The organism is Flavobacterium sp. N502540, from assembly GCF_025947365.1.
GTDB lineage: Bacteria > Bacteroidota > Bacteroidia > Flavobacteriales > Flavobacteriaceae > Flavobacterium.
Genome location: NZ_CP110012.1, coordinates 4480853 through 4507695, shown reverse-complemented (window position 1 = coordinate 4507695; position 26843 = coordinate 4480853). Strand labels below are relative to the sequence as shown.

Sequence of the window (26843 nt, the reverse complement as noted above, 5' to 3'; positions counted from 1 at the left end):
CTTGGAGTAAATCGCATCATAGCTTATGTGACAGAAATGTATTTCTTTTATATGTTTTCTCAGTAGATAAAAACTATGTCTCTATCTGTTTAGTTTTTTTGCAGAATTTTATAGGGTAAGTTTTTAAGTACTTATGCTGTTATTTGATCAAATTAACTCTTCAATGTGTTTTTTGATATTTTCAGAGATCTTTTTTGTTGGCAAATCATTTTCATCATCGCCAAACGGATCTTCGATTTCTTCGGCAATAAGTTCCAAACTTGCCAGTACATAAAAGATAAAAACCACAACCGGAGCCACATAATACCCCAAACTTACCGAATAACCAAAAGGCAGTGTCATCGTATAAAAAAAGATAAACTTCTTAATAAAAGCGCTGTAAGAGTAGGGAATAGGGGTATTTTTGATTCGCTCGCACGCGCCGCAGATGTCTGTAAATGATTGTAACTCTTCGTTTAAAATAATAAGCTGTTCTCCGCTGATTTTTTTATCTTCGTACAGATCGTTTATTTTTTGAAAAATTATTCTTTTAACCTGATTCGGTTTGTGTTTGTGATGATCAATTTCTAAATCTACATCTTCAAAAAGCTGCTTTCCGGTATCGGAATCGTGCAGGTGTTTGTGCAATACGGAAGCGTAGGCAGGAATAAATTTTCTGAAGAATTTTTTATCGTTTTCCTCTTTCAGCATCGCCGAAAGTTTAATGGCCAGATTTCGGCTGTTGTTCACAAGACCTCCCCAAAGTTTCCGGCCTTCCCACCAACGATCGTAGGCCGTATTAGTTCGGAAAACCAATAATAATGAGATTACAAAACCCAACATCCCGTGCATGATCGGGATGTTGTGGATATAGTCGTTTTTACCAATTTTAAAATACGAGACTTCCAAATATCCAACAATCGAAGAATAAATTCCGATCGCAATCATGATTGGAAGTAGTTTTCTAACGGTATCCGATTTATGAAAGTGAAAAATAAAAGCGAACCAATCTTTGGTGTTGTATGAGATCATTTAGACTTGTTTTGAAACAAATTTACTTTAAAAATTGATATTCCCGGCCAATTCTTTCAAAGCAATCTCAGATAATTTTGCCTGAAACTGCGCATTGCTATAGCGTACTTTAGCATTTACATAGTTTAATTGAGCTGTTCTGAAATCCAGCGTTGTGATAGTTCCAATTCTGAATTTATCTAAAGTAATATCTAAATTTTGTTTGGCAATCGTTACGTTGTCTTCTTCTAGTCCAATCAATTCTAAATTGGTTAAATACGTTTGAAAAGCGGTGCTTAACTGAGTATCCAGGATCATGTTTTGCTGTTCAATCGCAATTTGTGAGTTTTCGATCTGCAGTTTCGCAACCTTTTCATTTCGGTGTTGATTGAACCCGTCAAAAATATTTAAAGTGGCATTAAAGCCATAGTTAAAACCTTTAGAAGAGTTCTGACTTGTAAATCCAAGACTGGACTGACTTTCATTAAAGTTATATCCTGAAGTCAGGTTTACCACCGGATAACGATCTGCTTTTACTTGTTTAAGCTGAAGTTCGGCAATACGTTTGTTGATAATCTGAGATTCTAAAGCGGGATTTTGTTTGTGAGCCAATTCTATTAAATCAACCAAAACGAGTTTATTATCTACAGCAACTACATTGGTTACGGTAAAATTTATTTTAGGATCACGTGCCAAATATTGGTTGAGCAAGATTTTAGCATTGGCATAGGATTCTTTTTGTCTCAGCAAAGCAACCTGATCGGAATTTAAATCAACCTGAGCGTTTAAAACTTCCAGCTTTGATGCTTTTCCAATGCTGAAACGGTTTTGTGCCAATGTTAATCTTTGTTTCGAAATTACAATTGTAGTGTCTAATGCAGACAATTGTTGCTGTTGCTGTACCAAATCAAAGTAAGCGCTGTTGACCTGTCCGATTTTGATCAATATTACTCTTTTCATTTCAGAATCACCCAGTTTTTGCAGTTCTTTAAGCTGATCCAGTTTGGCAAACATTTTCATTCCGTCAAAAACGGTCCATCCCAAACTAACACCGTAGGCTAAACTGTTATTTTTGGCATTTCTTAAAGAGGTTGTGGTTCCGTCCTGACGTGTTTGTGACGAGTTGGTAACACTGTTGTTGTCGGTTACCGAAGCTGTAGCTCTTGGCAGCATTCCGGCGTTTCCAACTGTTACATTGGTTTCGCTTATTTTAAGGCTGTTTTTGGCAATCTTAATTTCGAAATTATTCTCTAAGGCGATCGTCATGGCATCTTCGATGGTTAAGACTTTCTGCGCACTGATTTTTGCTGTACAGAACAACAATAAAACGAGACTTGTTACTATTATTTTAGCTTTCATGTGATGAAGGATTAGCTGCGACTCGACTTTTTTAGAAGAGATTCGCAGCTTCTATATGGTTTCAGATTTTATATCAATTATTTCGTATTTCTTTCATATTCATCGATATGATCAAATTCAGGATAATGTTTTCTTGCTTTAGACCACATTAAATAAATAGCAGGAATCACAAATAGGGTTAAGGCCAACGAAAAAATGGTTCCTCCAACAATTACAACCCCCATACCAATTCTACTCGTGGAAGCAGCACCAAGTGACATTGCAATTGGCAAAGCTCCTAAAGCAATCGCCAAACTTGTCATTAAAATTGGACGCAAACGGGCTTCTGAGGCTTCTAAAATAGCTTCCAGTTTTGGTTTTCCCTGTTCGCGTAGCTGATTGGCAAATTCCACGATCAAAATACCATTTTTCGTCACCAATCCGATAAGCATTACCGTTCCGATCTGGCTAAAGATATTCCAGGTCTGATTGAAGAGCCATAGTGAAAATAACGCTCCGGCAACCGCCATTGGTACGGTTAAGATGATGATAAGCGGATCGATAAAACTCTCAAACTGTGCTGCAAGAATTAAAAAGATTAGTAATAAAGCCAATCCGAAGGCGAAAGAAGTATTTGAACTACTTTCAACAAAGTCTCTCGATTCTCCACTTAAATCAGTGGTAAAAGTATCGTTAAGTACTTTTGCTTTAATTCTGTCCATCTCCTGAATACCGTCGCTAATACTTTTTCCCGGTGCCAAACCTGCAGAAACTGTTGCCGACATATAACGGTTGTTGTGGTACAATTGAGGCGGATTACTTTGTTCTTCAATTTTAACCACGTTGTCCATCTGAATCAATTCTCCACTTTTATTTTTTACAAACATTGAAGTCAGATCCAGAGGTTTCGAACGGTCTTTTTGATCAAACTGACCAATTACCTGATATTGTTTTCCGTTTTTAATGAAATATCCAAAACGCTGACCACTTAAAGAAAGCTGTAACGTTTGTGCGATGTCAAGGATCGAAATCCCTAAACTTTCTGCTTTTTCACGATCAATACTTACGTTGATTTCGGGTTTGTTGAATTTTAAATTCACATCGGTAACCGAGAAAACGTCACTTTTGCCGACTTCTTCCATAAAAACCGGAATTTTTTCTCTCAGTTTCTCAAAATTCGGAGCCTGAATAATATACTGAATCGGTAATCCTCCACGACGGTTTACCGCAATGGTTGGCTGTTGAATTACGGATGTTTTAGCATCAGGGTAACGTTTGGTCATTTTGGTCAATTGATCCGCAATATCTTTCTGAGATCTCTTTCTCTGATCCGGTTCGACTAATGAAAGTCTGATAAAACCAGAGTTAGTGGCCGAAGCTCCAAAGCCCGGTGCAGTGATAACCAGACTCACTTTTTTCTCCGGAATAGAGTCGTCTACCAATCTGGAAATCTCCTGCATAAAACGATCCGTATATTCGTAAGAGGATCCTTCAGGAGTAGTCATACGCATGGTCACAGAACTACGATCGTCATAAGGTGCAGTTTCTTTTGGCAGTATGGTGAAAAACAAATAGATCAATCCAAAACAAGCAATCAGAATAGGGAAACTAAGCCATTTTTTTGCGATAAACCGATTCAAAGAGTCGGCATAACCGCTGTTTAGTTTCTCAAAGAAAGGTTCGGTTTTTACGTAGAATTTAGATTTTTTCTGTTCTCCGCCTTTCATCAAATAGGCATTTAGCATTGGTGTTAAAGTCAGAGATACAAAAGCCGAGATTAAAACGGCAGCTCCAATGACGACGCCAAATTCCCTAAAGAGTCGGCCGACAAATCCTTCTAAAAATATTACCGGCAAAAATACGGCCGCAAGGGTTACAGAAATTGAGATTACGGCATAGAATATTTCATTAGATCCTTTAATCGCGGCTTCAATTGGCGACATGCCTTCTTCTACTTTTTTGAAGATATTCTCGGTCACTACAATTCCGTCGTCGACCACCAGACCGGTGGCTAAAACAATTGCAAGCAAAGTCAATACGTTGATCGAGAACCCAAAAAGCCACATAATGAAAAACGTCGCAATCAACGAAACGGGAATATCAATTAATGGTCTAAATGCAATGGCCCAGTCTCTGAAAAACAAATAAATAATAATGATTACCAAAATAATCGATATCCCTAAAGTTTCGGCTACTTCTAGTACTGATTTTTTTACAAAGATCGTATTGTCCAAGGCAATATTAAGTTTAATATCTTTTGGAAGATCCTTTTTTAAGGCTTCATACTTTTTATAAAATTCAGATGAAATATCCAGATAGTTGGCTCCCGGCATCGGTACTATAGCAAGACCAATCATAGGTAAACCGGATTGACTAAGCTTTGTTTCGATGTTTTCAGGACCTAATTCGGCTCCTCCAATATCGCTTAAACGAACAATTTTATCTCCATTGGTACGAATGATAATGTTGTTGAATTCTTCCGGTTTTGAAAGGTTACCAACCGTTTTTACAGTTAATTCGGTATTGTTTCCGGTTAGTTTTCCTGAAGGTAATTCAACATTTTGAGCATTTAAGGCATTACGAACATCAGATACAGTACATTTATAAGCGGTAAGTTTTACAGGATCAATCCATAAACGCATGGCGTAGCGTTTTTGCCCCCATATTTGAACACCGCTGACTCCGGGAATAGTTTCCAAACGTTGTGAAATCACATTTTCGGCATAATCACTCAATTCCAGAGAACTTCTGGTGTCACTTTGTACCGTCATCGAAATAATAGCATCACTGTCGGCATCTGCTTTGGAGACTACCGGCGGGGCGTCGATATCCTGAGGCAAACTTCTGATGGCCTGAGAAACTTTATCACGAACGTCGTTTGCTGCTTCTTCCAGATTTTTGTCCAGATTAAATTCAATGGTGATGTTACTGCTTCCCTGATTACTGGAAGAAGTTATGTTTCGAATCCCATCGATTGCGTTGACCGCTTTTTCAAGAGGCTCTGTAATCTGAGATTCTATAATGTCGGAGTTAGCTCCGGTATAATTGGTTCGGATAGAAACCTGCGCAGGGTCGATCGAAGGAAATTCCCTAACACCTAAAAAGGTATAACCAATGAAACCGAACAGAATAATTAAAAGATTCAGTACGATGGTTAAAACAGGTCTTTTTATACTGGTTGTTGATAAACTCATAATGTTATTTATGATTTTAGAGTTTAGATTTTAGTTTTTTTTTGAATAAGCAGAAAAAAAGAGTCATAAGAATAAAGAAAATAGATTGGAGCGTGTTAATGGTCACGTTAGACGTCATACATTTTACAACTAACAACATACATTTCACATCTTCTATTTTTTTACATTCACTTTTATTGGTGCTTCATTTTTAAGAGACATTACGCCACTGGTAATCAGAGTATCTCCGGCCTTTAATCCTGACAGAATTAAAATAGAAGAGTCTGTTCTTGTCGTAGCGTCAACCATAACTTCTTTGGCTTTACCCATATTAGCAATGTATACCTTTTTACCGCTCTGTACCGGAATTATAGCTTCTGAAGGCACTACAATAGCATCTTTTACAATGTTTAGAGGTAGTTTGACATCCGCAAAAGTTCCCGGGAAAAGCTTTCCGTCAACATTATCCGCAATAGCACGAACTTGTAGTGTACGTGTAGCTACTTCGACTTCCGGTTCGATGGCGTATATTTTTGCTGTATAGACTTTATCAGAACCTGAAACGCTAAAATCGATAACAGATCCCGATTTTACTTGTGCGGCATATTTTTCAGGTATCGAAAATGTAATTTTTAGTTTACCGGTATTTACCAGTTTTGCAACCAGAACGGTAGGAGTGATGTAGGTTCCCGGAGAAATTGAACGCAAACCAACTTTTCCTGAGAATGGAGCTTTAACTGAAGTTTTAGCGATTTGAGCTCTGATCAGCTGACTTTGCGCCTGTGCAGAGGCATGATCGGCTTTCGCAACGTCAAATTCTTCCTGACTGATAGCTTCCTTCTGAAGCAATAATTTTGCTCGTCTCTCATTTTCCGCAGCCAGACCTTCACGGGTTACGGCTTGTCTGAGTTGCGCTTTTAGTTCGATGTCATTTACTTTAAAAAGTACCTGTCCTTTGTTTACAAAACTGCCTTCATTGAAATAAATTCCTTCAACAATTCCGGAAACTTCACTTCGAATCTCAATTTGTTCATTGGCTTCAATAGAACCTGATAGTGACAGGTTGTTGTCGAAGGTAGCGGTTTTAACAACTATTCCGGTTACTGTAGTAGGAGTGTCTTTGTCTCCAAACTTTTTCGATTCGTCGTTTTTCTTTTTATTCGACACGACTCTGTAGGCAATAAAACCTCCTAATACAATGATCAGTAGGGCGTAAACTAAGTTTTTTACTTTCATAAACTTGAGGTAAAGGTATTTTTTTGGTGTATGTTTTTAGTAAGCACACAAATTTAACTTTTTGTTGTGAAATCTGGAGAGCTTAGCTTTTATTTAACATTTGTACGTACAAACATTACATAAAACTAAACTTAGACTCTTTTTCTGAACCAAGGTTTAATACAGAACTAAAAAAAATAAAAATAATTAATCAACCCGTTGATTGTAACCAATATAAAATATCATTTAAAACATAGAAACATCGATTTTATGCCTATTTAATGGATGTTGAAAGAAATCATAGCAGCTTCTGTTTGTTCAAAATAAGAGAAACCTCTTATTAGTGAGTATTACATCTGGAGATTTATCTGTTAAAAAATAATCGCACCCAACGAGTTCAATTAGTTAAAGTTTAGGTCTTTTAAGAACTTCTTTCCTGTGGTTTTACCCACAAAAAGGGTAGAATTACGGGTTCCTCGAATCATAAAAATCCGACAAAGATATTTTTCGATGCATTTTGTCCGATTTTATTTGCACTTTATCGATTTTATTCGTAACATTGATAGGCTTAAACAAAATGATCTGTTTTTTTTGAGAATAATAATGTATCTGAGGGTTAAGCGTTAAAATGTGTAGGTTTTTTATTTGATTTAAAGTTAAAATAGTTAAATAAATAAACAGTGTAGTTAACAATTGTTTAGACATTTTTTAAGTTTCAACCCCAAATTTACTTGTTTATGCTGAAAAAATTACTTGTTGGTTTATGGATGGCATTGTTGGTTGTTGCTATCTCATTTCTCTTCTGGCAGAATGAATTTAAATACAGTCTGCCTACGCCGGTTCCTCAAAATTACAAAGCGATAGCCGTAGGAAGTAAGATTGATTTAAAATGCTGCTTGACAGATCGAAAACCCATTTTTATCCATTTCTTTAATCCCGATTGTCCTTGTTCTCGGTTTAACATTCCTCATGTTTCAGAACTCATTAAAAAGTATGGCGACCGGATTAATTTCAAAATTGTGGTGCTCAACAAAGAGAGATCTTTCACGATAGCCGAAATCCAGAAAAAATTTGATGCAAAAATTCCGGTTTATTTCGATCCGGCACTAGCGAAAAGCTGTGGCGTCTTCTCAACCCCGCAAGCTGTTCTTCTGGACGATTCTCAGAATTTGTACTATCGCGGGAACTATAATAAAACCAGGTATTGTACCAATGCTGACAGTAATTATGCTCAAATGGCAATTGATTCCTTATTGAAACAAAATCATTCTCCTTCGTTTGATGCTTTAGCTCTAAGAGCTTATGGATGTTCGTTACCAAAATGCAATAAATAAACCAAATTCTTAACCAAAATCATTTTAATTTATGAAAACAAGAGCCAGTTTGAATGAACAAGATTATTTGCACAATTTCATGTCTACGATGACCCAACGATCGGACACCATTGTCAATTATGTTTTAGCGATTTATTTTCTGTTTGGGATTGCTTTAGCTTTTAAATATGATACGTTTGAAATAGGAGCAGGAGTAGGGGTTTTAAATTTGCTGTTGTACTATTCAGCAAAGTTTTTCTTTAAAAAATCTAATTTTTATCAGTATGTGCTGGCTATTGTTTTAGCTATATTTATGGCACAGTATATCTATCAAATGCATGGTTTGTTTGAGATGCATTTTACCGTTTTTATTGCCAGTACGATTTTAATTATCTATCAAAACTGGAAGCTTCAGATTCCTTTGACACTTTTGGTGGTCTTGCATCATGGGGCTTTGGCGTATTTGCAAAATCAGGTTTTCAACGACCCAAAAGGATTACAATTGTATTTTTCGCAGGTTAATTTTGATGTAGAAACCTTTATTGTTCATGTTGTTTTGGCGGCAGTGGTGTTTTTTATGAACGGGTATTGGGCGTATTATTTTAAAGAACACAGTCAAAACCACATTTCTAAAATTTCAGACGAATACGAATTAGAGAACATGAAACTGGCTTCTGCAAAGTACAGTTCACTAACCGCTACTAAAGATTATAATGATTTCATTCACAGAACGACACTGGATTTAAAATTACCGGTAAGCTCCGTGCTTAAACTTATTGACGTTTCGAAAGGGCATACAGACAATGATAAATTATTAAACTATTTGGAGATGATGCGTGAAAGTGCCAAGAGAATTGATGATCTGGTAAACGATATTCATGTGAAATCTACTGATAGCAGGAATTAAGATAATTACTCGTAGTGTATTCTAAATCAGTTATTTAATGATTTTAAAATACAGGCCTAAGATAAAAAATGGTATTGCTTATTAATTTTAAATACAGGATTTATGGACAACAGAATTACCCGCCCGACTCCATCCGACAGAGAAGTCGACTGGAACAAAACAAAAGTATTATTAAGTAAAACAGATACAAAAGGAACCATTTTATATGCAAATGAGGCATTTATTGATGTTTCGGGATATGATGAGCATGAATTAATCGGTCACGCTCATAATATTGTCCGTCATCCGGATATGCCGAAAGTAATTTTTAAATTTCTATGGGATAGTATTAAATCAAGCCAGAATATCCATGTCATTATCAAAAATATGTCTAAAACGGGACGATTCTATTGGGTGGTAACCGATTTTAAAATTATTGCAGATGGTGATGGTGAAATTGTTGGTTACTTTGGAACCCGAAAATCAGTACCCGAGGAAATCATTACCAAGTTTATTGACCCTCTGTATAAAAAACTGCTGCATATTGAAGAAGTAAGCGGAATGGGTGCTGCCGAAGATTATTTGATTGGCTTTTTAGAAGAACGCAAAAAAACGTACATGGAGTATATCGATCATTTGATTGCTACCGGAAAAGACGACAAGAATAAAATAAGTAAAGGACTTTTTAGTGGTCTGTTTGAAAAGAAAGCCGCTCCTAAAAAATAGAATATTCACTAGGCTACATATACTTCATTGTAATAGATAAGCACTCAACTTAGAAGAATTTGTCCCCCAACGAATTCAAATCACCAAAAACATCAGTAGTTGAGAGCTTGGTCTTTACCACAATGAAGTATATTTTTTTTCTATACATTGCCATAAGCCTTCGACTTAGCTCAGGGTGACCGTAGTGTTCTTGTTTATAATGTCGGTAACGATCCCAATCTTAGAATCTCAGTACCTTAGAATCTTAGCAACTCAGAACCTTAACTAATATAATTCCAAATGTTTTTCTTCTTGGTCAGTTCAATAAAAACAGCCTTTAGTATGGCGTGTTCCGGTTTTTGCAGCGGTCCGTCTTCTTTTAGGATTTTCATGGCATAATTACGGGCCAGACCCAGGATATCCCTATCGCGAACAATATCGGCAATTTGAAGATTCAGAACGCCGCTTTGTTGTGTTCCCATCAAATCACCCGGGCCACGCAGTTTAAGATCTACTTCGGCGATTTCAAAACCATCGTTGGTCTGAACCATTGTTTCCATTCGTGTTTTACTGTCCGAGCTTAGTTTAAAACTCGTCATCAGAATACAATAACTCTGTTCAGCTCCACGTCCTACACGTCCACGCAGCTGATGCAGTTGTGACAGGCCAAAACGTTCTGCGCTTTCAATAATCATTACACTGGCATTAGGAACGTTAACACCAACCTCAATTACGGTGGTTGCTACCATGATATTGGTTTTACCTTCAGAAAAACGTTTCATCTCAGCATCTTTATCAGCAGGTTTCATTTTGCCGTGCAGAATAGAGATAGCGTATTGAGGTAATGGAAAATCACGGGAAATACTCTCGTAACCGTCCATTAGATCTTTAAAATCCATTTTTTCCGATTCCTGAATCAACGGATAAACAATATAAATCTGTCTTCCCAAAGCGATTTCATCACGTAGAAATTTCCAGACTTTCAAACGATTGCTGTCGTATCGATGAACCGTTTGAATCGGTTTTCGTCCGGGAGGTAATTCGTCAATTACAGAAATGTCTAAGTCCCCATATAAACTCATAGCCAAAGTTCTCGGAATAGGGGTAGCGGTCATAACCAAAACGTGGGGAGGAATTTCGTTTTTCTTCCACAATTTCGAACGCTGTTCTACGCCAAAACGATGCTGTTCGTCAATTACAGCAAGTCCCAGATTCTGAAATTTCACCTTGTCCTCTAGTAGCGCATGTGTGCCAATTAAGATTTGCAAACTTCCGTTTTCCAGTTCTTCGTGAATTATTTTTCGTGCTGCAGTTTTACTTGAACCTGTTAAGAGTTTTATATTTATATTTAGCGTTTTAGCCAATTCAGATAATCCAATAAAATGCTGATTGGCAAGGATTTCTGTAGGAGCCATTAAGCACGCCTGAAAACCATTGTCTATCGCCAAAAGCATACTCATAAAAGCTACAATTGTCTTTCCGGACCCCACATCTCCCTGTAGCAATCGGTTCATCTGGGCATTGCTTCCCATATCGGAACGAATCTCTTTGATTACTCTTTTTTGAGCATTTGTGAGGCTAAACGGTAAATGATTCTGATAAAATTCATTAAAAAACGTTCCTACCATGGTAAAAGGATGTCCTTTTATTTTATGCTTTCGGATAAGGTTTTTAGTGATTAATTGAAGTTGTATAAAAAACAATTCCTCGAATTTGAGTCGGTATTGCGCTTTCGCCAAAGCATCAGTGCTTTTGGGAAAGTGAATATTGAACAAAGCGGCTCTTTTAGAAATAAGCCTTAATTCTTCGATTAGATAAGCTGGAAAAGTTTCGGTAAATAAAGCCTGAGTTTCCAGAAACAGCTGCTCCATTAGTTTGTTAATGGTACGGTTTGAAATCCCTTTATTAGCCAGTGTTTCCGTTGAAGGATAAACGGGCTGCATGGCCGAACGAAGACTTCTTTCATGTTCGCTCCACAATTCAATTTCCGGATGTGCCATACTAAATTGACTTCCGTACAGAGAACATTTTCCAAAAATAACACAAACCTCATTCAGTTTCAGACTTTCGCGAATCCATTTATGCCCCTGAAACCAGTTTAGATCCATTTGCCCCGTATCGTCTACAAAAGTAGCGACCAGCCGCTTTTTATTCTTTGCAAATTCGACGGTTTTAATGTTGACTATTTTTCCAATAATTTGCACCTCAGAACCTGTATTCTGAAGTTCGTTAATTTTATAGTAACGCGTTCGGTCTATATATCTGTTCGGAAAAAAATTAACCAAATCTCCATATTTATGAATTCCAAGTTCCTTTCGAAGCAGCTGCCCACGACTGGGGCCAACGCCTTTTAGGTATTCAATGGGGGTTTCAAGGAGATTGTTGGACATTTTGGTAATTGTAGATTTTAGATTTTTAGAGTATAGAGCAAAGAATAAAGAGCAGAGAACAAAGAGTCAAGATTTTAAAGTAAAATCTAAAATCTTGACTCTTTGTTCTATTTCCTATCTTCGAATCGCTTTCATAATTGCGAAGATAGATTTTAATTAGGAAATTTGAAAGTCTGAAATAATTCATTGGCTATTTTAATAAATAAAGATATTGAGTAGATTTGTTCAGATCTTTTTAGACCAAAATCCTATAAAATGACTAACGAAGAAAAAATTCCTTTTGAAACTATGAATTTTGCAGGTGTCGCTTTCAAGGTGATTAACCGACATGAAGCACACACTATTATTGGCGATCTTACTGATTTTAACAACCAAAAAATATACAATATTTTTGAAGATACCTGGCGTTTTCCGGATTACGAAGACAATCCTATATTTCTTTTAGCGGAAAATGATGTCGAAATCGATTCTTTTGAAATGGATTACAGCACAGATGAAAATCCGGATGTTTTTATACTCGGATTTATTTTCAAAGGTAATCTAACGGTTAAAAAACTTATTAGTTCTTTTGATACGGATAATTCACCCGCTCTGATTGTTTTAGGAGAAACAACCACTACAAACATTACCTTGTTCGGAAGTGTACATTATTTAGGCGGCGGCTTAAAATGCGATTCGCTTTTAGGAGAATACAATCATGGAGAACTTTTTGTGAAAGGTGATGTTACAGCCTGGTTAATCTACAGTGATGATATGTGGATGCATTTTGAACGTTTTACCAATGTTCAGACAATTGTTAATGTGGGCAGACCTGATGTTTTGATTTGCAGCAATCTGACTGATACTGACGGGTCAATCGTAACCATTGAAAATTATCTTCCTTCAACACACCGATTGAGTGATATCGTAAATGATTCTTTTATTGAATTTTCAGATGATGGAACGGAGATCCTGGGTAATAATTACTATGATGATTGCTTTAAAAAAGGACTTTCAATTGTCGATCAAAGCAAATCAGATCAGTATTTGTATACTGATTTTCGCGCTCAGTTTAAAGAAGCCGTAGAGTTTGCATCTGAGATGGAAAAATTCAAAACAGAGGAAAGACTTTACAGCAATATTGAAAATACCACACATTTGTTTGTTTCTTTTGATTACGAAGGAAAGAAATACAGTCAGCTTTCAGAAGAAATTGGAAACGGATTTAATATTAGAATGCGTGGCTTATGGTGTCATGAAACTGAAGAAATTACACTCATTCTCGAATATCTGGATGAAGAAGGAAATCCGAAATACCAATGGATGAATGATGAAGCAACAAACGGAATAGAGTTTTATTGCGTAAAACGTGCTGTAATAGAAGCTTTTTATTTTCTGACTTCACAGGCTGAAGAGGAAGAGGAAAATGAAAATGAAGAAATGGAGGAGGATGAAGAATACGATAATGGTTTTTCATTGCAAGAATTTGCTGTCCAGTTTGGCAAGTATGCTTTGCCGGCAGATTTAGTAAAGCTATACGAGTTTGAGCAAAAATATGACCCAGAAACTTATTCGGAATGTTTTGGTTTGACGATTACAGAAGACAAGACCGGTATAAAAACATGGTCGGAAAAAGAAGCGTTTTACAATAGCTTTATCGAGTTTGCAGGAGCAAACGGTTCCGGAAGTTCGTATGCTTACTGGCTGATAAATGAGGATTTAAACGATTGCCCAATAGTCGTTTTCGGCGATGAAGGAGGCATTCATATAGTAGCCGAAAACACCAGTAAATTAATTCATCTTCTCACTTTAGACACTGAAATTTCAGTTGATTTCGATTCGGCTTATTTTTACAAAGACGAAGAGTATTATGAAGAGAATAAAAACAAGGAAGAGTTTCAGGAATGGGTTAAAAAGGAGTTCAGTCTTGATCCCTTAGAAACCAATGAAGAAACAGAAGAAATCGTAAGCGAGGCTCAAAAGAAATACAAAAAACGACTGAATGATTTCTTAATCAGTTTTGATATTGAAATTGGCGAAGACGACGAGTAATTCTCAGAGGCTTCAAGGTCTCTACAAAATCGAAATTTCTATCTTTGAATAAAATTTATAAAAATGACTACACATTTAGCACTTTTACGCGGGATCAACGTTTCCGGTCACAACATGATAAAAATGGAAGCTTTGAAGACAATGCTTGAAAACATGGGCTTTCAAAACGTACGCACTTATCTGCAGTCCGGAAATGTATTTGTGGATACAGAAGAAGAAAGTGCTTCAAAAGTAGGTTTTATGATCAAACAGGAGATTTTTAAAGTTTTTGGACATGAAGTTCCTGTGATTGTAATTACTAAAGAAGACCTGGAATTGTGCTTTTCCAACAATCCATTTTTAAAAGAAAAAGATATTGATACCAAAAAGCTTTATGTGGCTTTTGTATCCATTGCATTAAAAAGTGAAAATATAAATGACCTTAAAATCAGTCAGTTTAAGCCGGATGAAGCCAATATTGACGGCAACAGGATTTTTATTAAATATGCTGTTGGTGCAGGTAAAACCAGATTTGATCAGAAATATATTGAGAAAAAATTAAATGTAACAGCAACGATCAGGAACTGGAATACCGTTACCAATTTGCTGAACATGTATGTTAATTAGAGAATGTGTCAATGTGTCAATTAGATAATTAGATAATTAGATAATTAGATAATTAGATAATTAGATAATGTAGTAATTTGATAATTGAAGAGTTGATTAGTTTAAATATTTTTTAATTGTTTTAATTTCCTACCGGTAAGTAAATTACACTATGAAACAATTCTATAATCTAACAATCTGATTATCTAATTGACACATTGACACATTGACACATTATCTAAACTAATCTCTCATCCATTTTAACATCATCGGAAAAGCGGGTTTTCCTTCCTTAGTGGCACTATCACTTCCTAAAGTAAGACCGATCCACTCAAGAAAAGGCAGACCAATAAAATTTCCTGAAGTAAAATTGGAGATTAGCCATTCAGCATCATTTTTATAACCATTAGGATGAAAAACCAGCTCGAGTGGTAATTCTAAATGAGAACATGCGGCAAAAGACCATAATATAGCAGCCATTTCTTCGGCTTCAGTGGGCCAGTTGGAGGCTATTTTTTCGGTCCCAACAAGTTTTCTGTCGGAAGAAGTGGTTACGGCAAGATGCCCCGCTTCGTGCAAAATATCACCCGGATATAATAATTTATCATAATCAATAATAACACAATTCGGACCTAAATCTAAACCCGGCAGAAAAGTATCATTCAATTCCTTCTCAATTATATCTATTCCAATTTCTGTAAGAAAAGATAAAATTTTCTTTATTTCTGAATTTTCTTTCGTGAACATATTCTCGTTTTAAATCAAATCGCAATACCAAAATCCATAATCAAAAGCATCACTGGAATTGGTATCACAAGCAGTATTTGAGGTTTCCTGAGTCTTAGGCTTTTCATACTTGCGGTAAACGATTTCACCAATCTCAAAAGAAACAGGTTCTGAGAAAATCGGACCATCAAATGTAAAAGTATGAAATTCACCATTTTCACCACAAACGTCAACGTTTTGAGGTAAGTCGTTAATGAAATCCTGATCGATAATTCTTCCCACAAAACTTTTATCTAAAAACCGTTCGTTTACACATACCACAATCGTTTTAAATCCAAGTGCAATGAATTCTTGTATTAAATCCTGAGTCGGAATTTTCCAAAGAGGGAATACCCCTTCAAAACCTATTTTAGCCAATTGAGTCTCGCGATACTTCCGTAGATCTTCCAGAAAAATATCCCCAAAAATGGAATGTGTGATTCCCTGATTTTTTAATTCAGCTAAGGTTTCATTCATCACCCCTTCATACGTCTCCATCGTGGGCATCTCCGGGATTTGCATGATTTTCAAAGGTAAACCGAGACTTTTTGCTTGCGCTTCCAACAATTCTACACGAACACCATGCATTGAAATTCGCTGGTATTGCTGATTAACACTTGTCAATAAACATTCAATTTTGAAATCAGGATTTTGTAAAATTTTATGTAGGGCAAGAGCAGAATCTTTTCCACTGCTCCAGTTAAATAAAGCTTTTTTAGGTATTGGCATGCTGTTGTAATTTTGTATGGTAAACTTACAACTTTCATTCGATTTGTTTGTCAAACCTTTGTAACTTTGGAATTTCGCCCTCAATTTTGGTTCAATGAAATATACTCTTTTATTTTTTACCGCTTTTACTTTTGCACAGCAAACACAATTTGTTGATTTTAAAACCGTTTCCGGACAATTGACTGTAAATGCTCTCGAAAAAACAATTTCAGGTACAGTCGATTATCAATTTGAGATTCTGAAACCGATTGATACGATCACGATTGATGCAAAAAATATGGCATTTTCTAATGTTCAGATAGATAACAGAGAAGCTGTTTTTATAAGTACAGATAAAGAACTGAAGATTGTTGGTAATTTCCAAAAGGGAGAAAATCATCTTACTTTTCAGTACAGTGCCAAGCCAAAACAGGCTTTGTATTTTGTGAATATCGATAACTCGGAAGTACAAATCTGGACACAAGGGCAGGGAAGGTATACCAGCAATTGGTTTCCAAGTTTTGATGATGTAAATGAAAAGGTAGTGTTTAGTTTAGAAGTAACCTACGATAGCGCGTATCAGGTAATTTCGAATGGTACTTTAGAAAGTAAAAAAGTAAACGCCAATCAAACACACTGGCAGTATAAAATGGATAAACCAATGAGTTCTTATCTTCTAATGCTTGCAATCGGAAAGTATGATAAGAAAGAGCTGAAAGCAAAATCCAGAATCCCGTTAGAGTATTATCTGGAAAACAAAGATGCAGATCGTTTTGAACCAACGTACCGTTACTCCAAACGTATTTTTGATTTTTTGGAGAAAGAAATAGGAGTTAAATACCCATGGGAAGTCTATCGCGAAATTCCGGTACGTGATTTTTTATATGCCGGTATGGAAAACACCACTTCAACACTTTTTGCTACCCGTTATGTCGTGGATTCTATTGGTTTTGAAGATCGAAATTATACAAATGTAGACGCTCATGAATTAGCACATCATTGGTTTGGTGACCTTATTACAGCCGAAAGTAGTACACATCATTGGCTTCAGGAAGGTTTTGCTACTTATTTTGCAGCTCTGGCCGAAAGAGAAATTTATGGTGATGATTTTTTCTACTCCAAATTATACGATACCGCACAACAAATAAAATTTGCCTCCAGGACCGATTCTATTCCGGTATTAAATGCAAAAGCCAGCTCTTTAACTTTTTATGAAAAAGGTGCCTGGGCATTATTTGTATTGCATGAATCTATTGGTGATAAAGCATTCAAAAAAGCAATAAAGAGTTATCTTAAAAAGTACGCTTATCAAACGGTAAATACACAAAACTTCTTCGATGAAATAAAAAAGGTCTCCGACTTTGATTTGGATAAATTTCAGAAAACCTGGCTGGAATCAATTGTTTTTGACACAGCAACAGCCAATACTTTATTGAGTAAAAACAAATCGATTCAGGTTCGATTAGAAGTTGATAAATTAAAAAAAACAGCTTTAGCAGAGAAAGAATCATTTTTAAGTAAAACTTTAGATTCAGATATTTACTATTCTGTAAAAGAATCAATTGTCAATCAATTAGAAAATGAAAAGTACGAATCAAAAAAAGCATTATTATTGCAAGCTCTGAAAACTAATGACCTTCAGGTTCGGCAGGCAGTTGCAGCTTCTTTGACTAAAATCCCTGAAGACTTCAGGGTGGAATATGAAAGTTTGCTTGACGACAAATCATATCAAACACAGGAAGTTGCTTTGTATTGGTTGTGGAGAAACTTTCCCGAGCACCGTACCCGATATTTGGACAAATCAAAAAATTGGGTTGGTTTCAACGACTATAATTTAAGAACACTATGGCTTTCATTAGCACTTTCAACACCTAATTATACAAATAATTCAGAAGTTTTAATTTCAGAGTTAATAGCTTTTTCTTCAACAAAATACGAAGCTACAACCAGGCAAAACGCTCTTGAGAAGCTAGTTGCTTTTAAGATAATAAACGATGCTGTTTTGACCAACTTAGTTTCCGCAACAACACATCACATGTGGCAATTTTCGAAGTTTGGGAGAGATACGATCCGTCTTTTGCTAAAAAATACAGATTTGCGTGCTTCGTTTGAAAGAATTTTGACTAATTTAAACCCCGAGGAACAGTTCCAACTAAAACGTTTGTTGGCAGAGGAAGTAAAGAAATAGCAATTTTTAGTAGTAACAAAAACAGAGTTGAATAATTGTAAAAAAAGTGCAAGTGAATATTTTAATTCAAAACGCACAACTTAAAAAAATATGAGAGCATTGGTTATTTCTGGTGGAGGGAGTAAAGGGGCATTTGCCGGCGGTGTCGCACAATATCTGATCGAAGAGAAAAATCACGAGTATGATTTGTTTATAGGCACTTCGACTGGTAGTTTGCTGATACCTCATTTGGCCTTGGGTCACATTAAGAAAATTCACTCTGTTTATACCAATGTTACCATGGCCAGTATTTTTAATATTTGCCCATTTGTTGTGAAAAATAAAGATGGTGTAGACATTGTAACCATAAATCATTTTAACGTATTACGTCAGTTTTTCAAGGGAAAAAGGACTTTTGGTGAAAGTAAAGGTTTAAAGAGATACATAAAAAATAATTTTTCTTTATCAGATTTCAATAAACTAAAAAAGCTTGACAGTGATATTGTTATAACGGTAACTAATTTTACGAAAAATGAAGCAGAATACAAATCGGTGAAAGATTGTACCTATGAAGAATTCTGTGAATGGTCCTGGATCTCCAGTAATTATGTTCCTTTTATGAGCCTTGTTGAGAAAAACAACTACGAATACGGGGATGGAGGCTTTGCAAGCTTAGTTCCAATCCGTGAAGCCATTAATCGCGGGGCAACGGAAATTGACGTTATTATTCTGGAAACCGAGGTAAATATGGACAAAACGGTTATCGGTAAGAATCCGTTTTCTTTAATGATCGATTTGTTCCGAATTGCTTTAGATCAGGTCGAAAAACATGATATTACTATTGGAAAGCTTCTGGCAAACAATAAAAATGTGAAGCTTAACCTGTATTACACACCGACAAAGCTAACCGATAATGCCCTTATCTTCAATCAGGAAGTCATGAAGGAGTGGTGGGAACAAGGCTATGAATATGCCCAGAATAAATCTGAAGTTATGAGTGATAATAGATAGTTTCTATTAGACATTTTAGACTTGCTTAGATTATTAGACTGTTAGATTGTTAGATCATTCGAAAAACACTCCTTATATGGTTTAGTTTCAAAATCAAAGCATTCTAAGCCAGTCTAATAATCTAAAGATCCAACAATCCAAAAATCTAGAAAAGTTCCGCTACTTCATTCTTGATATACGCCAAAGCTGCATTGCTTGGGGATTGTTTTTCCAATAAATCATTTAAAATTACTTCACGCAATTTATCAGCACTGTCTACACGATCGCTCATTGCAGTTTTACGGATGATTTGTATGGTTGAGTTTTTTGCTGTTGTAATAATAGTCCAGCATTCATCCGACATATAAATTTGTTGGGTTAAATTGTGTTCAAATTCTTGTTCGATCTGATCGATCACAAAATTCTCGTAATCGTGTTTTTCATTTGAGATTGGAGCGATTCGGATCAGTAATTTGGTCAGATTGATTCGCTCTAAGTATAAAGTCATACGCTCGTAAGCTTGTAAGCGTATAGGCAAAGATTCTTTATGTGCTTCTTTGTTTAGTAAAAAATTACGCTTTTTATCGAAATTCTTAATGTGCAGTTCAAAAAAACTGTAGGCCACAAATCCGGTAACGACAGCAGGTAAAGTGTAACTGGCTAATTCTATAATTCTTGTAAAATCCATTGGGTTTAAATTTTTAGCAAAAATATACTTTTCAGGGAGAAATCCACTTTAAAATTATTGTAATAAACAAACTGGTAGCATACTTTTGTGATGAGATTTTAAAATCAATTCAAATACAGCCTGAATGGACACCTACATTATAATTTTACTTTGTTTAGCTGCTTTTGCAGCAGGATTTATTGATGCTATAGTAGGCGGAGGTGGATTAATTCAAACACCAATGGGTTTGATTCTATTGCCAAATTTACCGGTTTCTACCGTTATAGGTACTCTGAAGTTACCCGCTTTTACCGGAACTTCTTTCGCAGCCTTTCAATACCTCAAAAAAGTTGTAATTCAATGGAGACTTTTAATAATTATGATGTGTTTAGCTGTTCCCTCTGCATTTCTGGGTTCTACACTGCTAACCTACGTGAGCAATGATTTTATGAAACCTCTTTTATTGGTTGTGTTATCACTTTTACTGATTTATACTTATGCCAAGAAGAACTTCGGACAACACGAAGCTAAAGATCATTCGGCCGGAATACAAATATTATATGCCGTTGTTATCAGTATAATTGTTGGGTTTTATGATGGCTTTATCGGTCCGGGAACCGGAAGTTTTTTTGTGGTTGCTTTTATAGCGCTTTTAGGATTTGATTTTCTTCACGCGTCCGCAAATGCCAAAATGGTAAATCTCGCTACCAACTTCGGTTCGATCTGTCTGTTTATGATAAAAGGGAAAATAATCTGGACAATCGCAATTCCAATGGCGATAAGCAACGGACTCGGCGGGTGGCTTGGTGCAAAACTCGCCATTAATAAAGGAAATGGTTTTATTCGCGTTTTCTTTTTAGTGGTCGTAATTGGTACGTTAATCCGATTTTCTTACGATGTGTTTTATAAATAGGTGCTGAGTTGCTAAGATTCTAAGGGTCTAAGTTTTTCATTACTTTTGGTTTCTGGTATCCATTTAGTTTCTAATAAATTACTACTAATATATTTCATACATTGTAATAGCTAATTCTCTTGAAAGTTTAGATAAACATGTCCACTAAATAGTTTAGTGCCTGATAATCTTTATCATTAGAAAAAACAAAAAACTTAGCACCTCAGAACCTTAGATTCTTAGTAGCTTATTAAAGCTATAATTCTTAATTTTGCATCACTATGGAGAAAAATTTCATGCAAAAGTACATTGACCAGCTCAATGAAGCGCAACGACAGCCTGTTTTGAAAAAAGACGGGCCAATGATTATTATTGCTGGTGCAGGTTCGGGAAAAACCCGTGTTTTAACAATTAGAATTGCCTATTTAATGGCTCAGGGTATTGATGCTTTCAATATCTTGTCGCTTACTTTTACCAATAAAGCAGCCCGTGAGATGAAGCACAGGATCTCAGATATTGTGGGAGCTTCTGAAGCAAAAAACCTCTGGATGGGAACTTTTCACTCGATTTTCGCACGTATTCTTCGTGCAGAATCAGATCACTTGGGGTATCCTTCTAATTTTACGATTTATGACTCTCAGGATTCTGCCCGACTGATTTCTTCTATTATAAAAGAAATGCAGCTGGATAGAGACATTTATAAACCAAAACAGATTTTAGGTCGTATATCAAATTACAAAAACAGTCTGATAACAGTGAAAGCCTATTTCAATAATCCTGAATTGGTTGAAGCCGATGCTATGGCAAAAAGACCGCGTTTAGGAGAGATTTATCAGCAATATGTAGAGCGCTGTTTTAAGGCCGGTGCTATGGATTTTGATGATTTGTTATTGAAAACAAATGAGTTATTGACCAGATTTCCCGAAGTTTTAGCAAAATATCAAAACCGTTTTCGTTATATTCTGGTGGATGAGTACCAGGATACGAACCACTCTCAATACTTGATCGTAAGAGCGTTATCTGATAAATTTCAGAATATTTGTGTGGTTGGAGACGATGCTCAGAGTATTTATGCTTTCCGTGGAGCGAATATCAATAATATTCTGAACTTCCAGAAAGATTACGAAGGTGTAATCATGTTTCGTTTAGAGCAAAATTACCGTTCCACCCGAAATATAGTGGAAGCCGCAAATACGGTGATGGAACATAATAAAACCAAACTTGATAAAGTAGTTTGGACAGCAAATGATTTTGGCGGAAAAATTAAAGTCCACAGAAGTTTAACAGATGCCGAAGAAGGACGTTTTGTAGCCAGTACGATTTTTGAACAAAAAATGCAGAATCAATTGCATAACGGTTCGTTTGCAATCCTGTACCGTACCAATGCACAGTCACGTGCAATGGAAGATGCACTTCGCAAACGAGATATTCCGTATCGAATTTACGGAGGCTTATCTTTCTATCAACGTAAAGAAATTAAAGATGTTTTGTGCTACCTTCGTTTGGTAATCAATCCGAAAGACGAAGAAGCCTTGATTCGTGTAATCAATTATCCGGCACGTGGAATTGGAGATACAACCGTTGAAAAACTTACGATTGCGGCAAATCATTACAAACGTTCGATTTGGGAAGTAATGGTTAATATTGATAAAATTGATCTTAAATTAAATGCCGGAACAAAGAACAAAATCAGAGATTTTGTTACAATGATCCAGAGTTTTCAGGTTATTGATCAAAATCAGGATGCCTTTTATGTTACAGATCATGTCGCTAAGAAAACAGGACTTGTTCAGGAATTAAAGAAAGATGCCACGCCGGAAGGAATGGCTAAAATTCAAAATATTGAAGAGCTTTTAAATGGTTTAAAAGATTTTACTGAGGGACAAAAAGAGGTTGATGGTGCAAGAGGAGCTTTGTCTGAGTTTATGGAAGATGTGGCATTGGCGACAGATTTAGATAAAGATACTTCTGATGAAGATCGTGTGGCATTAATGACCATTCACCTTGCGAAAGGGCTAGAATTTCCTCACGTTTTTGTAGTAGGAATGGAGGAAGATTTGTTCCCAAGTGCGATGAGTATGAGTACACGCAGTGAATTGGAAGAAGAACGCCGTTTATTTTATGTAGCGCTTACTCGTGCCGAACATCAGGCTTATTTGACCTATGCACAATCACGTTACCGTTGGGGAAAATTGACCGACAGCGAACCATCCCGTTTTATTGAAGAAATTGACGGGCAGTATCTGGAATATTTAACACCGGCCGAAACCAATTATCGCTATAAATCTCCAATTGACGGAGATATTTTTGGAGATATCGATAAGTCGAAACTACGATTGGTGAAACCTGTAGGAAGTACACCGCCTAAACATGTTACAGCCAACGAACCAAAATCGGATTTGAATATTCGAAAATTAAAACCCGTTACCGGCACCAGTCCAAACAATGGAGCTGCCAATTTATTTGATAATAAGCTCACCATTGGAAATATAGTGATGCACGAACGTTTTGGAAAGGGTGAAATCGTCAATATGGAAGGTGTTGGTGCTGATAAAAAAGCTGAAATAAAATTTGAAGTGGGTGGAATCAAGAAATTGTTGTTAAGATTTGCTAAATTAGATGTTGTGGGATAATGAATGTTCCAAGTTTTAAGTTTCAAGTTGCTATTCGGTAACCTGAAACCTGAAACTAATTAAACTTTTAACAAAATAATAAAATGGCTGAGTTCATAAAAATATATCCTGACAAACCCAATGAAGCTGCAATAGCCAAAGTGGTAAAAGTACTTCAGAGTGGTGGTTTGGTGATTTATCCAACTGATACTGTTTACGGTTTAGGTTGTGATATTACCAATTCGCGTGCTTTAGAAAAAATTGCAAAAATAAAAGGTGTCAAATTAGAGAAAGCAAATTTCTCATTCATCTGTCACGATTTAAGTAATTTATCAGACTATGTACGCCAGATTGATACATCAACGTTTAAAATTCTTAAGAGAGCATTACCGGGACCTTATACTTTTATTTTACCCGGAAACAATAATCTTCCTAAAGAGTTTAAAAAGAAAACAACGGTAGGGATTCGTGTACCGGACAATAATATTATTCTTGAAATTGTTCGTCAGCTTGGAAATCCAGTGGTGTCAACCTCTATTCGTGATGAAGATGACGTAATTGAGTATACCACAGATCCTGAATTGATTTTTGAAAAATGGCAAAATCTAGTCGATTTGGTTATTGATGGCGGGTATGGCGATAACGTAGGCTCTACAATTATTGATTTGTCTGAGCACGAGCCAGTCATTGTAAGAGAAGGAAAAGGTGATCTTGATATTTTGTAAAAGAAAAAGCACTCCTCTTTCAATATCCAGAAGGGTTTTATTCGTTATTATCGTTTTAGTTGCAAGGATTTTCATACCTCAAAATCAGGATCTTTTTGAAACAAAAAAAGCCCTCGAAAGGCCATTTGTAAAAAAAAACTTAAATGATATAATTATCTAAAATAATTAATTAACTTTAGGTTTGTTAAAATTTAGTTAGTTAATTTAAAGATAATGCTATTCTTGATTTATATTTAATTGGTTATTAAAAAATTAAGGATACATAAAAGCAGGTCAATTGACCTGCTTTTTCTGTTTAATAAAGTATGTAAAAACGAGATTATTTCGCTTGTTTCTTCATTTCTTTTTCAATCATATCGTAGAACTGATCGATTTTTGGCATAACCACAATACGAGTTCTTCTGTTACGGGCTTTATTCTCAGCACTATCATTAGCTACTAATGGTACATAAGAACTTCTACCGGCAGCGATTAATTTAGCAGGGTTTACACCAAGTTCATTACTTAATACACGAACGATTGAAGTAGAACGCTTAACACTTAAATCCCAGTTGTCTAAGATAATTCCATTGCTTTTGTAAGGAACGTCATCTGTGTGACCTTCAACCATACACTCAAAATCAGGCTTGTCGTTTACTACTTTTGCAACTTTAGCCAAAACAGATTTTGCTTTGTCGCTTACGTCATAACTTCCACTTTTGAATAATAATTTATCAGCGATAGAAATAAATACAACTCCTTTTTCTACGTTGATTTCGATATCCGGATCATTGATTCCAACAGCTCCTTTTAAGCTTGTAACTAAAGCTAAAGTCACACTGTCTTTCTTAGTTAATGCATCCTGAAGTCTAGATATTTTTAAATCTTTTTCTTTTAAACTTTCTAAAGATTTCTCAAGATTTTCAGCTCCTTTAGTAGTTAAAACAGTTAAGTCCTTAGAAGTACTGATTAAATCCTGATTGTGTTGCTTATAGCTTTCAGCAGTTGCTGCTAATCCTGCTTTTTCTTCCAAACAAGTATTTAATTTAACTGTGCAAGAGTTTAATAAATCTTGTATCTCTTTGTTCTTAGCTTCTAAAGCAGCATATTGCTTCTTCGATACACACGAAGTTAAGGCCATTAGTACTGATAGTGCGATAACTATTTTTCTCATAGGTATTATATTTAATTAAACGTTGATTACAAATTTAGTTCTTAATATTTTGATTAATGTTAAAGATTTCTTTAAATACCTGTAATTTCTTCAGGTAATACAAGTAAACGATACTTTTAACCATATAGTATTCTTGTATCTGGAAATCTTTACGCTTTTTAAGGTACTTTAAAGATATGCAATAAAAAGAGAAATGAGCTTTCAGGATAGCAAAAGTATGGCCAAACTTGCCCTGAGTAAGGAAACGGATACCCGCTATTCCGTCCAAAACCATTCGGAAGAAAATCACGAAGAATAGTCTCTTTTTAGGTAAATTCTTAACAAGCATTAATAATGAATTTCTAAAATTCAAAAAAGTCTTTCTTGGATTTCCTTGTTGTAAAGTTGCCCCTCCAACATGATAAACAGTAGAACCTGAGACGTACTTAATCACATGACCTTCATTTGCAGCACGCCAGCAGAAATCGATTTCTTCCTGATGAGCAAAAAAGGTCTCGTCAAAACCTCCAAGTTCATGATAAACTTCACTCCTGATGAAGAAACAAGCACCGGAAGCCCAAAACAATTCACAATTATCATCATACTGCCCATTATCTTTCTCTATTGCATCAAAAATACGACCACGACAAAAAGGAAATCCATATTTATCAATGAAACCACCAGCTGCACCTGCATATTCAAAGTACTCCTTATTTTTATAGTCCAGAATTTTTGGCTGAATGATTGCGGTTAGTTTTTCATTCTCAAAAGTTTCAAGGATAGGAGTGAGCCAGTTCTCAGTAACTTCAATATCTGAATTTACCAAAGCATAAATTTCGGCATCAATATGTTGCAAAGCATCATTGTAACCTTTAGCAAAGCCATGATTACCATTGTTTTGAACTATTTTTATGGAAGGGAAATTATTCTTAACAAAGTCTATAGAATCATCCGTTGAAGCATTGTCAGCAACATAAATCTCAGCTCCCTCAGAAAATCGGATAACAGAAGGTAAAAATTGTTCTAACAATTTTACGCCATTCCAGTTTAAAATTACAACAGCTATTTTATCCAAAAGTAATTCTTATTTATTTTAATATTATTCTATTCTTTATAATCGGGCAAGCTTCTTAGAAACTGATACTTTTCATTCTCAAAATCCATCTGACAGTAAAAATGACTCAGTCCGTTTGTGACGTTCAAAAACCGTGCCTGCATTGTCATGTTATAACGGGCAATCTGATCAAAAGTTGCCTGTGAGATTTTAACTTCGGGCGCTTTGCATTCTACCAATATATGTATAGAGCCATCAGAATTGAAGACTACCACATCATACCTCTTTCTTAAACCATTGACAGTAAGTACTTTTTCAACGTTTATAAGTGATTTAGGATACTTTTTCTCAATCATTAAAAACTGAACTACATGTTGACGAACCCATTCTTCCGGAGTAAGAATGATAAATTTTTTCCTGATTTCATCAAAAATAGACACTTTATTTTCGCTATTTTTGAATCGGAAAGTATAGGTTGGGAAATTAAGTTTAAGCATAAAGCAAA

At 35.7% G+C, this 26843-nt stretch carries 21 protein-coding genes; 10 read left to right on the top strand and 11 right to left on the bottom strand.

From position 1 onward, the window contains the following. Positions 1-147: 147 nt before the first annotated feature. The 4 genes from OLM58_RS18915 to OLM58_RS18900 all read right to left on the bottom strand — a co-directional run bounded on the left by OLM58_RS18915 (position 148) and on the right by OLM58_RS18900 (position 6737). Entirely contained in the window at positions 148-1011 is an 864-nt protein-coding gene (locus OLM58_RS18915) for a bestrophin family protein (protein ID WP_264530139.1), read from the bottom strand. A 27-nt stretch (positions 1012-1038) separates the two neighbouring features. After that, a complete protein-coding gene (locus tag OLM58_RS18910; RefSeq protein WP_264530138.1) occupies positions 1039-2349 on the bottom strand; it encodes a TolC family protein in 1311 nt (436 codons plus the stop codon). A gap of 77 nt (positions 2350-2426) precedes the next feature. Then, a complete protein-coding gene (locus OLM58_RS18905) occupies positions 2427-5522 on the bottom strand; it encodes an efflux RND transporter permease subunit (protein WP_264530137.1) in 3096 nt (1031 codons plus the stop codon). 153 nt (positions 5523-5675) lie between these two features. Then, positions 5676-6737, bottom strand: a complete 1062-nt coding sequence (locus OLM58_RS18900; RefSeq protein WP_264530136.1) for an efflux RND transporter periplasmic adaptor subunit — start codon at positions 6735-6737, stop codon at positions 5676-5678. Between the two features lie 716 nt (positions 6738-7453). Here OLM58_RS18900 and OLM58_RS18895 point away from each other — a divergent pair. The 3 genes from OLM58_RS18895 (at position 7454) to OLM58_RS18885 (ending at position 9641) form a co-directional block, all read left to right on the top strand. Continuing rightward, complete coding sequence (locus OLM58_RS18895; RefSeq protein ID WP_264530135.1) at positions 7454-8050, top strand: TlpA family protein disulfide reductase; 597 nt, start codon at positions 7454-7456, stop codon at positions 8048-8050. Between the two features lie 31 nt (positions 8051-8081). Then, positions 8082-8936, top strand: coding sequence for a hypothetical protein (locus OLM58_RS18890; RefSeq protein WP_264530134.1), 855 nt, complete (start codon positions 8082-8084; stop codon positions 8934-8936). Between the two features lie 102 nt (positions 8937-9038). Then, entirely contained in the window at positions 9039-9641 is a 603-nt protein-coding gene (locus OLM58_RS18885; RefSeq protein WP_264530133.1) for a PAS domain-containing protein, read from the top strand. Between the two features lie 260 nt (positions 9642-9901). Here OLM58_RS18885 and recG read toward each other — a convergent pair whose 3' ends face one another. Next, positions 9902-12010 (bottom strand): ATP-dependent DNA helicase RecG, encoded by a 2109-nt coding sequence (gene recG, locus OLM58_RS18880; protein WP_264530132.1) that lies wholly within the window; start codon positions 12008-12010, stop codon positions 9902-9904. Between the two features lie 255 nt (positions 12011-12265). On the opposite strand from recG, the gene OLM58_RS18875 reads away from it, so the two are divergent. Next, positions 12266-14041, top strand: coding sequence for a hypothetical protein (locus tag OLM58_RS18875; RefSeq protein WP_264530131.1), 1776 nt, complete (start codon positions 12266-12268; stop codon positions 14039-14041). A gap of 63 nt (positions 14042-14104) precedes the next feature. Continuing rightward, positions 14105-14647, top strand: a complete 543-nt coding sequence (locus OLM58_RS18870) for a DUF1697 domain-containing protein (RefSeq protein WP_264530130.1) — start codon at positions 14105-14107, stop codon at positions 14645-14647. Between the two features lie 222 nt (positions 14648-14869). Here OLM58_RS18870 and OLM58_RS18865 read toward each other — a convergent pair whose 3' ends face one another. Together OLM58_RS18865 and OLM58_RS18860 are read right to left on the bottom strand one after the other, a co-directional pair. Continuing rightward, positions 14870-15373 carry a hypothetical protein gene (locus tag OLM58_RS18865; RefSeq protein ID WP_264530129.1) on the bottom strand — a complete coding sequence of 168 codons (504 nt, stop codon included), beginning with the start codon at positions 15371-15373 and terminating at the stop codon, positions 14870-14872. Positions 15374-15382: 9 nt separating this feature from the next. After that, the gene (locus OLM58_RS18860; RefSeq protein ID WP_264530128.1) at positions 15383-16120 is read right to left on the bottom strand and encodes a diphthine--ammonia ligase; all 738 of its coding nucleotides are present in this window, start codon (positions 16118-16120) and stop codon (positions 15383-15385) included. A gap of 94 nt (positions 16121-16214) precedes the next feature. Between OLM58_RS18860 and OLM58_RS18855 the strand changes: the two genes are divergently transcribed. Both OLM58_RS18855 and OLM58_RS18850 read left to right on the top strand, forming a co-directional pair. Beyond that, entirely contained in the window at positions 16215-18287 is a 2073-nt protein-coding gene (locus tag OLM58_RS18855; RefSeq protein ID WP_264530127.1) for a M1 family metallopeptidase, read from the top strand. A gap of 90 nt (positions 18288-18377) precedes the next feature. Beyond that, on the top strand, positions 18378-19277 hold the full coding sequence (locus OLM58_RS18850) for a patatin family protein (protein ID WP_264530126.1): 900 nt from the start codon (positions 18378-18380) through the stop codon (positions 19275-19277). A 145-nt stretch (positions 19278-19422) separates the two neighbouring features. Here the strand turns inward: OLM58_RS18850 and OLM58_RS18845 are convergent, their stop codons facing one another. Beyond that, on the bottom strand, positions 19423-19944 hold the full coding sequence (locus OLM58_RS18845) for a hypothetical protein (RefSeq protein WP_070908108.1): 522 nt from the start codon (positions 19942-19944) through the stop codon (positions 19423-19425). A 124-nt stretch (positions 19945-20068) separates the two neighbouring features. Between OLM58_RS18845 and OLM58_RS18840 the strand changes: the two genes are divergently transcribed. The 3 genes from OLM58_RS18840 to OLM58_RS18830 all read left to right on the top strand — a co-directional run bounded on the left by OLM58_RS18840 (position 20069) and on the right by OLM58_RS18830 (position 24152). Then, positions 20069-20836: a sulfite exporter TauE/SafE family protein gene (locus tag OLM58_RS18840; RefSeq protein ID WP_017497536.1), complete on the top strand. Its 768-nt coding sequence runs from the start codon at positions 20069-20071 to the stop codon at positions 20834-20836. Positions 20837-21111: 275 nt separating this feature from the next. Continuing rightward, complete coding sequence (locus tag OLM58_RS18835) at positions 21112-23448, top strand: ATP-dependent helicase (RefSeq protein WP_070908200.1); 2337 nt, start codon at positions 21112-21114, stop codon at positions 23446-23448. A gap of 83 nt (positions 23449-23531) precedes the next feature. After that, positions 23532-24152, top strand: coding sequence for an L-threonylcarbamoyladenylate synthase (locus tag OLM58_RS18830; protein WP_264530125.1), 621 nt, complete (start codon positions 23532-23534; stop codon positions 24150-24152). Positions 24153-24471: 319 nt separating this feature from the next. Here the strand turns inward: OLM58_RS18830 and OLM58_RS18825 are convergent, their stop codons facing one another. The 3 genes from OLM58_RS18825 to OLM58_RS18815 are packed head-to-tail and all read right to left on the bottom strand — an operon-like array spanning position 24472 to position 26835. After that, complete coding sequence (locus tag OLM58_RS18825) at positions 24472-25305, bottom strand: flagellar motor protein MotB (RefSeq protein WP_017497531.1); 834 nt, start codon at positions 25303-25305, stop codon at positions 24472-24474. Positions 25306-25339: 34 nt separating this feature from the next. Next, positions 25340-26359, bottom strand: a complete 1020-nt coding sequence (locus OLM58_RS18820) for a glycosyltransferase family 2 protein (RefSeq protein WP_264530124.1) — start codon at positions 26357-26359, stop codon at positions 25340-25342. Positions 26360-26388: 29 nt separating this feature from the next. After that, entirely contained in the window at positions 26389-26835 is a 447-nt protein-coding gene (locus OLM58_RS18815; RefSeq protein ID WP_017497529.1) for a type I restriction enzyme HsdR N-terminal domain-containing protein, read from the bottom strand. Positions 26836-26843 lie beyond the last annotated feature (8 nt).